The following is a 16,436-nucleotide window of genomic DNA, read 5'->3' as shown; positions in this document are numbered from 1 at the left end:
TCAGCTCGCCTCCGTGGCCTTCAGGCTGGTCACGACGTACTCGACCAGCCGTCCGACGGTCAGCTCGATGATCTCGTCGAACTCCATGTCGGCCAGGAACTCGGCGAAGTTGACCCGCTCGCCGTACCGCTCCTGGAGCAGCCCGGCCAGGGTGACCAGGTCGATGCTCTCCAGCTCCAGGTCGCGGTTGAAGGTGGTTCCCATGCCGATCTCGACGTCGTCCAGGCCGTACTCGTCCTCCAGGAGCCGCGCCAGCATGGCGGTGAGGTCGGCGAGGACGGACGCCTCGTCGGCGGTGACGGGGGTGCGGGGGGTGGGGGATGTCATCGGGCGTCGTACTCCTCAGCGGTCGGGTGTCCGGTCGTCCAGGCCACGGCGTAGGCGCGCGCCGGGAGCCGGGGCGGATTGGCGGCCGGTGCGCAGTGCACGGTGTAGGCGCGTTCCAGGCGGCCCGCGACGGTCAACCGGTCGCCGGCCGGCGCCGCGTCGAGCACGGCGAAGTCCCGCGGCCGGCCCCCGAATCCGGTGCCCTCCGCCTTGGCGACCGCTTCCTTCGCCGCCCAGAAACGGGTGAACCACAGGGCCTCCCCGTCGCCCGTGTCCGCCGACAGGCGGCGCAGCAGCCGCAGTTCGTGCGCGCCGAGGACGGCGGCCATGGCCTCGAGGGTGCGCTCGGCGACCTCCTCGACGTCGATCCCCGGTCCGGGGCCCGGCCGGTGCGCTCGCACGATCGCCACGGCCGCCTCCGCGCAGTGGGCCAGCGAGACGTCCAGCTCGGGCAGGACCCGGCCGTGCACCCCGGTGACGTAGGGGCGTCCCGTGTCGTCGTTGTGCACCCGCAGCTCCGCCGGGAAGACGGGGCCCTCGCCCTGGTCCCACAGCCACTGCCGCACCGCGTCCTTGACCGCGATCCGGCCCAGCAGCCACTGCCGGCGCCCGCGCGGCGCGTGCCGCGCGTACTGCGCGCGCTCCGCGCCGCCCAGCGAGTTGCGCATGATCAGTTCCCGGGACGCCAGGTCCGGCCACCTCTCGTGCAGCAGCCGCCAGCCGCCCGGCCGCGCCTCGGACAGGGTGTGGCGCTCGGGGAAGCGCTCGACGGGCCGGGTCTGCGGGTCGTTGTCGAAGCGGCGGTCCTGCCAGCCGTAAAGCTCCGCCCACACCGTCCCCGCGACCGTCAGCTGGACGTCGGCCTCCAGCAGCGAGTCGGTGAGCGAGACCACGCGCACCAGGCAGTGCACCTGCGCGCCCGGCGACGGATGCGGTCCGTAGAACCGCATCTCCCGCATCCCCACCGGGAACACCACGGTCCGCTCGGCGCGGGTCGCCATGATCCAGTAGCCGAGGACCTGGCCGACGTTGTCCAGCAGCGCGCCGGGCGCGGCCGGGGTGGTGAGCCGTCCGCGCACATGGCGTTCGCCGATCGCGGTGAGTTCGGCGACGCCCTGGTACGCCGGGCCGTGGAACATCCAGCGTTCGGCGTAGAGCTGGGCGGCGGTGTGGTCCGGGACGCGTTCGGCGCCGGGGTCGACGGTCCAGGGGGCGGGCGGCGCGGGGTAGGCGGCGGCGAGTTGCACGGTGGCGCGGGCGCGGGGACCGAAGGAGACGGCGAGTCGGCCGGGTTCCTTCGGCGTCACGGTCACGGGCACGTCCACGGCCGGGGTGGCGGTGAGCCACTCCTCGAAGCGCGCGCCGTGCACGGCGACCGCCGTCTCTCCGGGAGCCGCCGCCACCGCGGCGTCCACGATGTGCTGCACGATCGTCGTCGCCGGGACCACCGGCCAACGGTCGGCGACCTCGGGCCAGCCGGGCCGCTGCGGGAAGAAGCAGTGGTCCAGGAGGTACGGCATCGTGTCGGGGGAGACGCGGACGGTCGTGCGCCGCGGCCACGCCGGGGACTGCGGGTCGGGCACGGCGGCGGGGGGCGCCGTGGGTTTCGTCGTCCTCGTGGGCGTCGTCGTCCGCGCGGCCATCAGGGCGGCGGCCGTGTCCGCGGTCTCCCGCAGCAGCGCGCTCAGTTCGGCGGCTGCCGGGGATTCCTCGACGAGCGCGTCCAGCGGCGACGGGGCGACCGGGCCGGGCGCACGGTGGGGTGCGCGCGACCCGGCGTTCGGCTCCGTGCCCGGGGCGGACCGCAGCTCGGCCCGCAGCTCGGTGAGCCGCCGGGGGGCGAGGGAGACCAGGGCGCCGCTCAGGTCGAGCCGCACCGGCGGCCGCCGGGCCCCGGCCGCCGCCCCGACGGCGCCCGGGGACGGTTCGCCCGGGCCCGGGGACGGTTCGTCGGGGCGCAGGGAGGGGGTCACCGCCGAACCCGCCGTCCACAGAGCGGTGGCCACCCGGCGCAACTGGGCGAGGCCGCTGCGGTGGGGCGAGTTCGCGGCGACCACCAGGTGGTCGTGCGCGCCCAGCGTGTCCCCCACGAGAGAACCGAGCTGCCCCGGGCCGACCTGCACGAACACCTGGTGACCGGCCGAGTGCAGGGCCTCGGTCAGCTGCCGGAAGCGCACCGGCTCCAGCAGGTGCCGGACGAACAGGGCCCGGATCCCCGCCTCGTCGTCGGGGAAGGGCGCGGCGGTCGTGCCCGACCAGAGCGGGGTGTGCGGCCGGTGCAGCCGGAACCGGCGGGCGGCCTCCTCGATCGGTGCGAGATGGGGACGCAGCATCGGTGTGTGGAAGCCGGACCGGAACGGCAGGACCTGGCTGAGGACGCCCTGGGCGCGGCGCGCCCGCACGAAGTCCTCCACCGCCGCCTGCGGGCCGCACACCATCGACTGGCCGGGCGCGTTGTCGTGCGAGAGGACCAGGCCATCCCGCTCCCCGCCCTCCTCGCGCAGGGCGGCCGCGACGCTCTCGGCCGAGGCGCCGACCGCGCCGAAGGCCAGGCCCGGGACCGTCACCGAGTCCGGGTCGAAGCCGGTCATGAACGCGTCGACCTCGTCCCCGGAGTAGAGCCCGGCCGCGGCCATCGCCGTCCACTCGCCCACGCTGTGTCCGGCGACCGCGTCCGGCACGATGCCGCTGCGGCGCAGCGCCGTGTCGAGGAGACGGCCGACGCCGACCACGCCGAAGCCGTGCCGTCCCACGTCGCCGGGCCGGCCGCCGTCGACCGTGGGGGCGCGCAGACCGAAGTGGGCGGCCACGTCGTCGACCTGGGGGGTGAAGTCGCCCTCCAGGCCCGGGAAGAGGAACGCCAGCCTGCCGCGGCCGTCGCCCAGCAGGGGCCCGGGCCGGAACCAGACGTCGCCGCGGCCGTGCCAGGGCCGCTCCCGGACGACCGCGCGCCGGGCCAGGGCGAGCCGCTTGGCGGTCGGGTCGACGACGCCGAGCCGGGCGGGTCCCGCCTCCGGGTGCGGCCGGGCCGGGTCGAGCCCGGCGGCCCGCACGGCGGCGTCGTCGGCGTCGAGGAGGGCGGCCAGGCGCGCGGGGGAGTCGGCGGCGAGCAGCAGCACCCGCTCGGGCTCGGCGACCCGCAGAGCCGCGCGGACCGGCGCTCCCGCGCGGCTCCCGCGGGAGCCCGGCGCCTCTTCCAGCACCACGTGCGCGTTGATCCCGCCGAACCCGAACGCGTTGACGGCGGCACGGCGCACGGGCCGGCGGCCGGTGGTCTCCCAGTCGGCCGTCTTCTCCAGGGTGCGGAACCGGGTGCGGGCCAGGGCGGGGTGCGGGTCGTCGCAGTGCAGCGTCGGCAGGAGCGCGCCGTGGTGGACGGCGAGCGCGGCCTTCACCAGACCGGCGATCCCGGCGGCCGGCATGGCGTGCCCGATCATCGACTTGACCGACCCCAGCACCGCGTCGCCGTCCCCCGGGCCGAACACCTCCGCCAGGGTGGCCAGTTCGGCGTTGTCGCCGGCCGGGGTCGCGGTGCCGTGCGCCTCCAGCAGGCCGATCGAGTGCGGCTCGGCCGGGTCGAGGCCGGCGGCCCGCCAGGCCTGTCGCACCGCCTGCGCCTGGCCGCCCGGATCGGGGTTCACCAGACCGGCGGCCCGGCCGTCGCTGGCCACGCCGGTGCCCCGGATCACGGCGTAGACCCGGTCTCCGGCGCGCTCGGCGTCGGCCAGCCGCTTGAGGACGACCACACCCGTCCCCTCGCCGATGAGGATGCCGTCGGCGTCCCGGTGGAAGGGCCGGATGCGCTGGCTGGGGGAGAGGGCGCGCAGCTGGGAGAAGACGCTCCACAGCGTGATGTCGTGGCAGTGGTGGACGCCTCCGGCGAGCATCATGTCGCAGCGCCCGGAGGCGAGTTCGGCCACCGCCTGGTCCACGGCGACCAGCGAGGAGGCGCAGGCGGCGTCGACCGTGTACGCGGGACCGCGCAGGTCGAGCCGGTTGGCGACCCGGGAGGCGGCCAGGTTCGGCACCAGGCCGATCGCCGACTCGGGGCTGTCGGGACCGAGCCGTTCGGTGAACGCCGTGCGCACCCGGTCGAGTTGGTCGCCGGTCAGATCGGGCAGCAACTCGCCCAGGGTGCGCACCAGTTGACCGGCCGTCCGGACCCGCTGGTCGAGCCGGACCAGGCCGGGCGTGAGATAGCCGCCCCGGCCCAGGACGACGCCGACCCGCCCCCGGTCGGGGAGGCGGTCCGCGCCTCCGGCGTCGTCGAGGGCGGCCGAGGCCACGTGCAGGGCGATCAGCTGGTCCGGCTCGGTCCCGGCGACTGAGTGGGGCATGATCCCGAACCGGGTGACCTCCACCTCGGCGAGCCCGTCCACGAACCCGCCCCGGCGGGCGTAGACCCGGTCCGCGGCGGCCGGGGCGGAGGCGGTGCCGGGTCGGTAGTAATCGGCGTCCCAACGCCCGTCCGGCGCCTCGCCGATCGCGTCCACACCGTCGCGCAGGTTGCGCCAGTAGGCGTCCAGGTCCGCCGCGCCCGGCAGCAGCACCGCCATCCCGACGACGGCCACCGGCACTTGGCGGCCGGTCGGGTGAGGTCCGTCCGAGGCGTGTCGGGGGGAGGCCCCCACCGCGCCGGTCACCAGCCCGAAGCGGTGTAGACGACGGCGGTGGCGGACTCCTCGCCCCAGGCGAGCTCCCGCAGCAGCGCGGCCGTTCCCTCCTCGGGGTCGATCAGCCGGATGCCGCGCCGGGCGTACTCGCGGGCGAGCTCCGCCCCGACCATGCCGGCGTGCTCCGCCGAGGGCGCCCACGGACCCCAGTGCACGGTCACCGCGCGCCGGCCCGTGCGGGCGGCGAAGGCCGCGCCGAGGGTCTCCAGCGCGTCGTTGGCGGCGGCGTAGTCCCCTTGGCCCCGGTTGCCCAGGACGGCGGAGACCGAGCCGAACAGCACGGTGAACGCGGGCGCCGTCGGCAGTTCCTCCAGCGCGGTGAGCAGGGCGTGGGCGCCGGTCGCCTTCGTGCCGTAGACGCGTCGGAAGGACTCGGCGCTCTTCTCGGCGATGAGCCGGTCCTCGATCACGCCGGCCGCGTGCACCACGCCGTCGAGCCGGCCGTGCTCGGCATGGATCTCCTTGACCGCCTGCAGCACCGCCTCGGGCTCGCGGAAGTCGACCGAGCGATAGCGGACCCGGCTGCCCAGCGTGGTGAGCTCGGCCAGGGTGGCGGCGATCTCCCGCTGGGCCAGCAGCAGTTCGGCGGTGCGGTTGATCTCGGCCGGCCGCAGACCGCCGCGGGCGGCGAGTGCGGCCCGCAGCTCGGCCGGGGTGCGGGCGGACGCGGTGTCCGCGGCCTCCGGACCGTCCGGGGCGGGGGTGCGGCCGAGCAGTTCCAGCCGGCAGCGGGCGGCGCCGGCGAGCGCGGCGGCGAACTGCGCGGTGATGCCGCGGGCCCCGCCCGCGAGCAGCACCACCGAGTCCCGGTCCAGACCGAGCGCGGCCGCCTCCGCGGCGCCGTCCCCGGCCGGTCCCGCGCCCGTGGCGCCGAGGGTGCCGAGCGGCGCCGCGACCAGGTCGAAGCCGTGCCGCCCCGCCGCCGTCCGCAGCACGACCGGCGTCCGGCCCGGGGTCACGGCCTCGGCGACCACGGCCTCGGCGAGCGCGGACGGCGAGACGTCGGCGAGTTCGACGAGGCGGGCCACCGTCGCCGGATACTCGTGCGCCACGGTCCGCAGCAGTCCGCGCAGCCCCGCGGCGCGGGCGTCGGGGGCCTCGCCGTCGGCGGGCCGCACGGCCAGCAGCCAGCGCGGGCCGTGCGCCAGGGCGGCCTTCAGCACGGGGAAGGCGTCGGGCAGCACTGGGGAGTCGCCGGCGTCCGCGAAGGCCCCGAGCCACAGCACGCCGTCCACCGGCCCGTCCGGCTCCGTCAGGACGTGATCGTGGGCGCGCACGTCGACGTCGGCGCCGTGGGACGCCAGGCGGGCGGCGGCCTCGGGGGCGTCGCCCAGGACGATCCAGCGGCTGCCGGCGAGCGCGGCCGACGGGTCGGCGGGAGCGCCCGCCCGCTCGTCGAGGAGGACCGGACGCAGCAGGAACCGGCCGGGGGCTTCGCCGGTGACGGTGTCCGGTCCGTGCTGCGTGTCCGTGTCCGAGGCTGGGGCCGTGTCCGAGGCCGTGTCCGTGTCCGTGTCCGAGGCTGCGGCTGGGGCCGCAGCCGTGACGGGGGCCGGTCGTGCCGGTGCGGCGGTCGGCTCGGCGGGGCCGCTCAGCCTGGCGGTCAGCCAGTCGGTCACCGCCGCCGCCGTCCGCGCCTTCGCCAGCTCCTCCAGCGCGTCGTCGTCCAGGGACGCGAGGTCGGCGTCGGCCCCCGAGCCCAGGCGGCGGGCCAGTTCGCCCGCGATCTCGGCCCGCTTGATGGAGTCGATGCTCAGGTCCGCCTCCAGGTCGAGGTCCGGCTCGATCATGTCGACGGGGTAGCCGGTGCGCTCGCTGATGATCTCCAGGACGACCTGCTGGACGTCGACCGCTCCGGTGGGCTCCAGGGCGGCGGTTTCGACGGCCGCGGGTCCGGCGGGGACGGCTGCCGGCCCCGCGGCCTGGGCCGGGAGGGCCGACTCCGGTCCGCCGGAGGGGAGCCGGCGGACCTCGACCGGCCGGGCGGCCTCCGCGGCGGGCGGGGCGGTCCGGACGCCCGGATCGGCGCCGAAGTAGGTGAGCAGCACGTCCCGTTGGGCGGCGATCATCTCCCGGCTGGTGCGCAGGAATTCGGAGACGAGGGCGTCCTTGTCGGACGGGACGCCGTGCGGGGGGTTCGTCGTCACAGTCGTCGCTGTCCTCTCGGCGGGTTCCACGACACGTCGGGCCGGCGCGAGCGCACCGGGAAGGAGGGCGCCGTCGGCGGTGCGGACCAGCTGGCCGTCGACCGTCCAGCCGGGCCGCTTCGGCGTCGGCGAACGGAGCGCGTCCACCGCGTCACGGCCGCGCAGCAGCCATCCGCCGCGCACCGGCAGCCCCGCGACGGCGAGTTCGGCCAGGGCGTCGAGCCAGCCGCGCAGACCGCTGCCGGGCCGGGGCTCGCAGGCCACCGTGCGGTGCGGGCGGTCGCCGAGGATCTGTTGCGTCAGCCGGGTCAGCACCGAGCCCGGACCGGCCTCGACGAAGACACGTGCCCCGGCCTCGTACATGGCCTCGATCTGCTCCACGAAGGCGACCGGGGCGCCGATCTGGGCGGCGAGCCCGGCCCGTACGGCGTCGCCGTCGGCGGGGTACGGGGCGGCCGTGCGGTTGGACCAGACCGGGAACTCGGGCGCGTGCACGGGGCGGGCCGCGAGCGCCTCGGCGAACCGGTCGGCGGCGCCGGCGACCAGCGGGCTGTGGAAGGCGCAGGCGACGGGGATGCGCTGGGCTGTGTGACCGGCCGCGCGCAGCAGCCGGACCGCCTCGGCGACGGCGTCCGTGGGCCCCGAGATCACCGTCTGCCCGGGCGCGTTGCGGTTGGCGATCACGACGCCGTCCGGCGCGGCGGCCGCCTCGAGCGCCCGCGCCACGTCCTCGGCGCCGGCCGAGACCGCGGCCATGGTCCCGGCGTCCGCCGCACCGTTCCCGTCGCTCCGGGCCGCTCCGGCGGACTGCGCCGCCGCGAGGATCGCCGCCGCCCGTTCCGCGCTGAGTTCCAGCAGCGTCTCGGGGGTGAAGGCGCCGGCCGCGCACAGTGCCGTCAACTCGCCGTAGCTGTGCCCGGCGGCCATGTCCGGCTGCACGCCGGCCGCGGCGAGCACGGCGTGCGCGGCCAGTCCCGCGACGCCGAGAGCCGGCTGCGCCACGCGGGTGTCGGTCAGCGCGGCCCGTTGCCTCTCGCGTACGGCCTCGTCGAAGGCGGCCGGCGGATACAGGGCGTCGGCGTGCGCGCGGCCGAGTTCCAGGTAGGAGCGCAGCTCGGGGAAGGCGACGAACAGGTCGGCGAGCATGCCGGTGCGCTGACTGCCCTGACCGGGGAAGAGGAAGGCGACCTTGGCGTCGTCCCCGTGGCGGGCGGCCTCGGCGTCGCCGTCGCCCGCGACCTGTGTGCCGACCGCGGGATGCGTGCCGCTCGCGACGCCCCCGCCGTCGCGTCCCGCCCGGTGTATCCCGCGCACCGGCGTCGGCTCGACGCCCCCGGTGTGATCGCCGGAGCCGACGTGCTCGCCGGAGGCGGTGTGTCCGTCGGAGCCGGTGTGTCCGTCGGCGTCGGCCGTGGCCCGGAGCAGCTTCGCCACCAGGTCGTCCACGTCCGTCGCCACGATGGCGAACCGGGCCGGGTCCGCGCTCGCGTCCGACCGCCGGGCCGCGCCCAGCGCGAGGTCGCGGAGCCGCCACGGACGGCCCGGAGTCCGAGCGGCGTTCAGCAGTTCCTCCATCGTGCGGCGGGCGGTGGCCTCGTCCCGTCCGCGGAAGACGAACAGTTCGGCGGGCCAGACGTCGAGTCCCCGCACGGGCGGCGCGCCGTCCGCGTAAGCGCTCAGCACAGCATGGAAGTTGGTGCCGCCGAAGCCGAACGCGCTGACCCCGGCGATGCGTTCCTTTGCGGGCACCGCCCAGGGCCGCGCCTCGGTGTGGAAGGCGAAGGGGCTGCTGTCCGCCTCCCAGGCCGCGTTGGGCGCCTCGACGTGCAGGGTGGGCGGCCGGACGCCGGTGTGCAGGGCCAGCAGCGTCTTGATCAGTCCGGCGAGTCCGGCGGCGCACTTGGTGTGCCCGATCTGCGACTTCACCGAACCGAGCGCACAGCCGCCCGGTCTCGCCCCGGCCTCGGCGAACACCTCGCTGAGGACGCGCAGTTCGGTCCGGTCGCCGACCACCGTCCCGGTGCCGTGCGCCTCGACCAGCCCGACGTCGGCCGGTGAGACGCCCGCGTTGCGGTAGGCGCGCTCCAGGGCGGACCGCTGGCCCTCGGGCCTGGGCGCGGTCAGACCGAGGGAGCGGCCGTCGCTGGAGGCGCCCAGGCCCTTGATGACGCCGTAGATCCGGTCGCCGTCCCGCTCGGCGTCCGCGAGCCGCTTCAGGACGACGCAGGCGACGCCCTCGCCGAGCGCGATGCCGTCCGCCGAGCCGTCGAAGGCGCGGGAGCGGCCGGTCGGGGACAGCGCGTGCACCGAGGAGAACAGGACATAGTCGTTGATGCCGTTGTGCAGGTCGGCGCCGCCGCACAGCACCACGTCGGAGGTGCCGCCGACCAGTTCCTTGCAGGCGACGTCCACCGCGGCCAGCGACGAGGCGCAGGCCGCGTCGACGGTGTAATTGGCGCCGCCGAGGTCGAGCCGGTTGGCGATCCGGCCCGAGACGACGTTCGCGAGCATGCCGGGGAAGGAGTCCTCGGTGAGCCGGGGGAGCTGGTCGTCCAGGCCCGCCGGGACGCGGCCGTAGTACGAGGGCAGCACCGCCCGCAGGGTGGCCGCGTTGGACAGGTCGCTGCCCGCCTCCGCGCCGAAGACCACCGAGGTGCGGGAGCGGTCGAACTCCCGGCCGCCGTCGCCGTATCCGGCGTCCTCCAGGGCGCGCCGGGCGGCCTCCAGCGACAGCAGCTGCACCGGTTCGACGCTGCCGAGGGAGGCCGGCGGGATGCCGTAGCGCAGGGGGTCGAAGGGGATGCGGGGGAGGAACCCGCCCCACTTGGACGGGGTGGACGCGCCGTGGTGCACGGCCGGGTCCCAGCGCTCGGCGGGGACCTCGCCGACCGCGTCCACGCCGCCGACGACGTTCGCCCAGAACGCGGGCAGGTCGGGAGCCTGCGGGAACATGCAGGCCATGCCGACGACGGCGATGTCGAGGGGAGCGGGCGCGGCCGGTTCCGGGACCTCTCGCGCCGGGGCCCACGCGGCCGCCAGCCGGGCGAGATGGTCGACGGCGCCCGTCGTCACCGACGCGTGCAGGGCCGCGAGGGTGGTGGGGGCCGAGCGCAGCACGGCCACCTCGCCCGCCATGAACATGCCCTCGGCGAGCTGGCGTCGCTCGTCGGCGGGGGCGAGGGCGCCCTCGGCGTCCCGGGTCACGCCCTTGCTGGCCAGTCGCAGCCGGCCGACGTTGAGGCGCTCCAGCTCCTCCCAGATCCGCCGGTCCGGCACGCCCTCGGCGCGCAGCCGGGCCTCCTCGTCGCGGAATCCGGCGGCGAACGGGCTGGGCACGCACCGGGTGGCGTGCCCCGGGGCCGACTCCAGCAGCGTGGTGGTCTCGGCGTCCATGACCTGTCGCCGGAACAGGGGGCGGATGGCCCCGCAGGACACGGCCTCGTCGGTGAACAGGTACGCGGTGCCCATCAGCACGCCGACGGCCGCTCCGCGCGCGGTCAGCGGCGCGGCGAGCGCGGCGACCATCGCCGCCGACCGTTCGTCGTGCACCCCGCCGGCGAAGAACACCTCCACGTCGGCGCTCTCACGTTCTGTCAGACAGTCCTCTAAAACGGCGAGTTGGGCCTCCCAGAGCGCGAAGCTGCCGCGCGGGCCGACGTGCCCGCCGCACTCGGAGCCCTCGAACACGAACCGGCGGGCCCCGGCTGCCAGGAACTGCCGCAGCAGCCCCGGGGAGGGCACGTGCAGAAAGGTGTGGATGCCCTCCTCCTCCAGCGCCCGCGCCTGGGACGGCCGTCCGCCCGCGATGATCGCGTGCGTCGGGCGCAGCTGCCGCACGGCCTCCAGCTGGGCGGCGCGCACGTCCTCCGGCGCGAAGCCGAGGACGCCCACGCCCCAGGGCCGGCCGGCCGCCGCGTCCCGGGTCTCGGCCAGCATCGTCCGGGTCCGCGCGCCGTCCGCCAGCGCCAGCGCGAGGAAGGGCAGCGCCCCGTCCGCCGCCACGGCCGCGGCGAACGCGGCGCCGTCGCTCACCCTGGTCATCGGCCCCTGTGCGACGGGCAGCCGGGTGCCGAGCGCCCGGCTCATCGGCGAACCGGGGCGCAGTGCCGCGGCGGCCGTGTCGTCGTGGACGGCGTCCAGCATCGCGTCCCGCACCGCGCGAACCGTGCGCCGTACGTCCACCCACCGCTCGGCGAACCGGGCGGCGAGGAAGCCGTCCTGGCCCACCGGCAGCAGCTGGGTGCGCGGATCGCGCGCGCCCAGCATCGCCGCCACCTCCCGAGGCCCCGCGTCCCGCGCGATCTGCGGGGCGTGCGGCCCCCGCCGCAGCAGGACACGGTGACCGGCCAGCACGACGGTCTCCGAGCCGTCGAGGGTGCGCAGTGCGGCGGCGGCCGGTTCGGGCAGCGCCGACTCGGCGAGCAGCGCGAGCTGGCCGTCCAGGACGACCCCGGCCGCGCCGCCGGCCACCGCGGCGGCCGCCGTCCGGGGGCCGATGCCGCCGCACGCCCATACCGGCGTCGTCACCTCGGGCGCGGCGAGGAGCTGCTGGAGCAGGACGAAGGCGTTGAGCGCGCCGATGCGGCCACCGCACTCGGCGCCGCGAGCGATCAGGCCGTGCGCTCCGGCGCGGGACGCTTCCCGCGCCCCCGCCAGGTCGGTGACCTCGACCAGCACCCGGAAGCGAGCCGCGAGCTCGGCGATCGGCCAGGCCGCCCCGGCTGTTGCGGCCGCCCCGGACGGCGCGGACGCCGCGTCGACGGCGAGGACCACGGTGTGCGGGCCGTCCGCGTCCAGGTCGGCGGGGGTGAGCCGGCAGTGCGCGTCGATCCGGACGCCGAACGCGCCCGGAGCCGCGCGCCGCAGTCGCGCCAGCGCCTCGCGCGATCTTCGGTCGCCGTGCCCGAGGTCCAGCACACCGAGGCCGCCGGCCCGACCGACCGCCAGGGCGAGCCCGGCGTCGGGCTCGCCGAACGGAGTGATGCCGATGATCATGTCCTCGGAACGCACAGCGGACGTCATGATTCTCCGAATCAAGGGTGAGACTGCACGGTGGGGGGTTCGGGACAGCGAAGGCGGCTCACCGGATTCCGGCGGGGAGAGGTCCACCGCGGAACGCCGTTCTGTAGCGCGTGCTCGAAACGCGTTGAAAGGTAGTGGCCTTGTTACTCACTGGTCAACGTTCGAACGATCGGCCGGTGACCGGCCGTATCGATTCGGTCAGTCGCGGGTGACGGACCAGGGGGGAGGAAAACGGATGAATTCCGTTCCCCCCGGGCCCGGTTCACCGTGGACGCACTCCGAGGAAACATGAGTGGCCGTCAGAAATGGGTTCCTTTGGACCGCATGTCCCGGGACGGGCCCGCGTTCCCGGCGCCGATCCGGGGGCCGGGAAAATTCTGTGTGTCGCCCCGGGAGTGACCGGAAGGGTCCCTGTCCGTTCCCGCGTCCGCCGCTCACCCCTCGGGACGGGGCTTGACTGGGGCCGGAGGGCCGCCAAGACTGCGATGACTGCGGAGTCAGGCCGGTCCTCGGGAGGTCGTCGACCGGCTTGACTGCGCAGCTCGACCACACGGCTCGACTGGGCGGGCCGCGCCGGAGGCGGCCGGGCGGGGCGACACTCGTCCGTACGGGTTCAGTCCGGGTTCCACGGCGCCGGTGTCCGAGTGTCAGCGCCGGGGCCGGTGTGACGATCAGCTCATAGTGCGCTTATGACGCGTACTCGTACGGCGCTGATGTGCGCCGCCGCCCTCCTCGTCTCCACCCTTCAGACGGCGGCCGCGACCGCCGCCCCCGACCGCCCGCACCAGGCGTGCACGGCCACCCCGGCCCCCAAGGGCCAGGCGCGCGCGGTCCTCGACCTCGTCCGCCGGGCGAAGAAGGAGCTGGGCCTCAAGGCCGCCCTCGTGAAGGTCACCGTCGACGGGCGCGAGTTGGTGACGGGGGCCGTAGGCGAGTCCATGACGGGCGTCCCCGCGACCCCGGCCATGCACTTCCGGACCGGTTCGGTCGGCATCGCCTTCATGGGCACCGTGCTGCTCCAGCTCGTCGAGGAGCGCAAGGTGGACCTGGACGCCCCGGTCTCCCGCTGGCTGCCCGACCTGCCGCACGGCGACGAGATCACCCTGCGCATGCTCGGCGACTCGACCTCGGGCCTGCACGACTACGTCACGGACCCGGCCTTCCTGAAGAAGCTCTACGCGGACCCGTGGCAGCACTGGACCCCCCAGGAGCTCGTCGCGTTCTCCCTCAGCCACCCGCTGTGGTACACGCCGGGCACCAACTGGAGCTACTCGCACGCCAACTTCGTCCTGCTCGGCCGCGCCCTGGAGAAGATCTCCGGCACCCCGCTCGCGCACCTCCTGCGGCAGCGCGTCCTGCGCCCCCTCGACCTGCGCAACACCCGCAGCAACGACACCGCCGTCATCCCCGAGCCGGTGCTGCACGCCTACGACGAGGAACGCGGCACCTACGAGGAGTCCACGTACTTCAACCCCTCGTGGACCACCGCCCCGGGCGCCGTCATCACGCAGGACATCTGCGACCTGGCCCGCTCCGGCCGGGGCATCGGCTCGGGTGAACTGCTCTCGAAGAGCTCCTTCCGCACGCAGCTGAACCCCGGGACGGTCGGTCTCGGCCACGCCACCGCCACCTGCCCCGCGTCGGTGTGCCTGCCCATGACGAAGAACTTCCACTTCGGCGTGGGCGTCGTCGTCAAGAACGGCTGGGTGCTGCAGAACCCGTCCTTCTTCGGCTACGCGGCCGTGATGGCCTACGAGCCGCACAAGCGGCTGTCCATCGCGGTGTCCACGACGGTCGGCCCGAACGCGCCCGGCGGGAACACGTCGCAGACGATCACCGAGCGGATCGCGAAGCTGCTGGACCCGCGGCACCCGCTCGCGGGCTGACCGCGGCCGCCCGGCCGTCCGGGGACGCCTACCCCGCCTCGTACCGGCCGACGACCGCGGTGAGGTAACCGCGCAGCATCGCCTTCGCCTCGTCCAAGAGGTCCGCGTCGCCCTGCGGGGTGCGGCGGAAGGCCTCCTGGGCGAGTGCGTCGGCGGCGAGGACCGCGGCGTGGCAGGCCCGCGCCAGCGTCTCGTCGTCGCGGGCCAGGCCCAGAGCGAGCAGGACCCGGCGGATCCCGTCGGCCATCCGCCGCTTGTGCTCGCGATCCGCCTGCCGCGTCCGCTCGGTCAGCCCGCTGCCGAACCACAGCGCGCGGAAGCCGTGTTCGGTGCGGTAGACGCCGGCGCAGGTGTCGACCAGGACGCCCACCGGATCGTCCCACCGCTCGTGCGCCGCGGACCGGGCCAGATCGTCCATGACGCCTTCGAGGCGGGCGAAGTACCCCGAGGCCAGGGCATCGATGATGGCGCCCCGGTCGGGCAGGTACTGGTACAGGGAGCCGACCGACACCTTCGCCTCGGCGGCGACCCGCGTCGTGGTGAGCGCCTCCACGCCCTCGTCGACGAGGATGCGCTCGGCGGCCCGGAGCAGCAGGGCCAGACGCGCCCTGCTGCGGGCCTGCCGAGGGGTGCGGCGCAGCGGGGCGCCGCTGCCGGGCTCCGCGGTCGGCTGGACCAAGGGACTGCCTCCGAACGTGAACGTGACTTTGTTTCATGTTTACGCTACCTTCGCGCCCATGACCGCCTCAAGCTCGACGCTGAGTCAGGAGCGGGCCGCCGTGGCGGACGTCTGCCGGCGTCTGGGGGCCGAGGGCCTCCTCATCGGCACGGCCGGCAACGTGAGCGTACGCGTCGAGGACCGGGTCGCGATCACCGCGACCGGAGCGGTCCTCGCACGGCTCACCCCGGACCAGGTGACCGTGGTCGACCTCGACGGGAAAATCGTCGACGGAACGCTGCGGCCGACCTCCGAACTGGACCTGCACCTGGGCGTCTACCGCCGCTACGGCGCCGGCGCGGTCGTCCACACCCACGCCCCGATGGCCACCGCCGTGTCCTGTGTCCTGGACGAACTGCCCTGCGTCCACTACCAGTTGCTGGCCCTCGGCGGCACGGTGCGGGTCGCTCCGTACGCCACCTTCGGCACCCCCGCACTCGCCGAGTCGGTGCTCGCCGCGCTCGACGGCCGAAGCGCCGCCCTGATGGCCAACCACGGCGCGGTCACCCACGGGACGACCCTCGACCAGGCCGTCGAGAACGCGCTGCTCCTCGAATGGGCCTGTGGCGTCTACCGCAACGCGGCCGCCATGGGCCGGCCGCGCGCTCTCGACGAACAGCAGCAACTCGCGGTCGTCGAGGCCGCATTGGCCCGTGGTTACGGCACGACGCACCCCGTACCGCCCGCACCACCCGCGCAGCAGCAGGAGCCGACGAAGGGGGAGAGCCGATGAAGGTCTTCACGATGGGCGTGCACGTACTCGACGTACTGGTCCGTCCGGTACAGCAGATACCCGAGGGTCAGGGCGCGACGCTGGTCGAGGACATCCGCATGACCGCCGCCGGAACCGCCGGCGGCACCGCCCTCACCCTCGCCAAGCTGGGCGCCCGGGTGCGCAGCGCCGGCGCCGTCGGCTCGGACGCGACCGGGGACATGCTGGTGCGGCTGCTCGAACAGGCGGGCGTCGACACCGAGTTCCTGGTCCGCCGTACCGACACCGCCACCTCCGCGAGCGTCCTGCCGATCCGCCCCAACGGCGACCGGCCCTCGCTGCACCTGCTCGGCGCGAACATCACCTACGGCCTCGACGACGTTCCCTGGGAGGCCCTCGCCGAAGCCACCCATCTGCACCTCGGCGGACCGGAGTTGATCGGCGTCGACGTCGCCGCGCGCATCCTGTCCTACGCCAAGGAGCACGGCGTCGTCACCTCCGTGGACCTGCTCGCCCCCGGAGTCCTCGGCAGCTTCGAACAGCTCGAGGCGGCCCTGCCCCACATCGACCATCTGCTGCCCAACGAGGACCAGGTCCTCGGCTTCACCGGCGAGAGGGACCTGCTGACGGGGGCCCGCAAACTCCTCGGCGCGGGCGCGGGGGTCGTCGCCGTCACCCGCGGCGGGGACGGTGCGGTCGTGGTCACGGCGGACGGCGCGGAACCGGTGCCCGCCTTCGTCGTCGACGTCGTCGACACCACCGGCTGCGGGGACGCCTTCTCGGCGGGCTATCTGCGGGGCGTGAGCCTCGGCCGCACGCCCGGCGACGCCGCGGTCCTCGGCAGCGCCGCGGCCGCGCTCGTCGCCCAGGGGCTCGGCAGCGACCACGGCGACTTCGATCTCGCGGCCGCCGACGAGTTCGCCGCGACCAACAAGCCGCGTCAGTGAGGTG

7 protein-coding genes are annotated in these 16,436 nt (G+C 75.4%); 3 read left to right on the top strand and 4 right to left on the bottom strand.

What is annotated here, in order from left to right; genetic code table 11:
• The 3 genes from ACFVYK_RS24680 to ACFVYK_RS24670 all read right to left on the bottom strand — a co-directional run bounded on the left by ACFVYK_RS24680 (position 1) and on the right by ACFVYK_RS24670 (position 12,169).
• Positions 1–327, bottom strand: a complete 327-nt coding sequence (locus ACFVYK_RS24680; protein WP_389777734.1) for an acyl carrier protein — start codon at positions 325–327, stop codon at positions 1–3.
• Positions 324–4,883, bottom strand: a complete 4,560-nt coding sequence (locus ACFVYK_RS24675; protein ID WP_389777757.1) for a beta-ketoacyl synthase N-terminal-like domain-containing protein — start codon at positions 4,881–4,883, stop codon at positions 324–326. Before ACFVYK_RS24675 ends, ACFVYK_RS24680 begins: the two co-directional genes overlap by 4 nt.
• Positions 4,884–4,966: 83 nt before the next feature.
• Entirely contained in the window at positions 4,967–12,169 is a 7,203-nt protein-coding gene (locus ACFVYK_RS24670; protein WP_389777732.1) for an SDR family oxidoreductase, read from the bottom strand.
• Between the two features lie 689 nt (positions 12,170–12,858).
• On the opposite strand from ACFVYK_RS24670, the gene ACFVYK_RS24665 reads away from it, so the two are divergent.
• A complete protein-coding gene (locus tag ACFVYK_RS24665; RefSeq protein WP_389777731.1) occupies positions 12,859–14,055 on the top strand; it encodes a serine hydrolase domain-containing protein in 1,197 nt (398 codons plus the stop codon).
• 28 nt (positions 14,056–14,083) lie between these two features.
• On the opposite strand, the gene ACFVYK_RS24660 is transcribed toward ACFVYK_RS24665, so the two are convergent.
• Complete coding sequence (locus tag ACFVYK_RS24660) at positions 14,084–14,734, bottom strand: TetR family transcriptional regulator (RefSeq protein WP_389777729.1); 651 nt, start codon at positions 14,732–14,734, stop codon at positions 14,084–14,086.
• A 58-nt stretch (positions 14,735–14,792) separates the two neighbouring features.
• Here ACFVYK_RS24660 and ACFVYK_RS24655 point away from each other — a divergent pair, with 58 nt between their 5' ends.
• Both ACFVYK_RS24655 and ACFVYK_RS24650 read left to right on the top strand, forming a co-directional pair.
• A complete protein-coding gene (locus tag ACFVYK_RS24655; protein ID WP_389777727.1) occupies positions 14,793–15,506 on the top strand; it encodes a class II aldolase/adducin family protein in 714 nt (237 codons plus the stop codon).
• Positions 15,503–16,432, top strand: coding sequence for a carbohydrate kinase family protein (locus tag ACFVYK_RS24650; protein ID WP_389777725.1), 930 nt, complete (start codon positions 15,503–15,505; stop codon positions 16,430–16,432). The genes ACFVYK_RS24655 and ACFVYK_RS24650 overlap by 4 nt, the downstream gene beginning before the upstream one ends.
• Positions 16,433–16,436: the final 4 nt, after the last annotated feature.

The organism is Streptomyces sp. NPDC058291, assembly GCF_042880855.1.
In the GTDB taxonomy this organism is placed as follows: Bacteria; Actinomycetota; Actinomycetes; order Streptomycetales; family Streptomycetaceae; genus Streptomyces.
The sequence above is the reverse complement of the archived record's forward strand: the minus strand, read 5'-3'. Positions and strand labels throughout refer to the sequence as shown.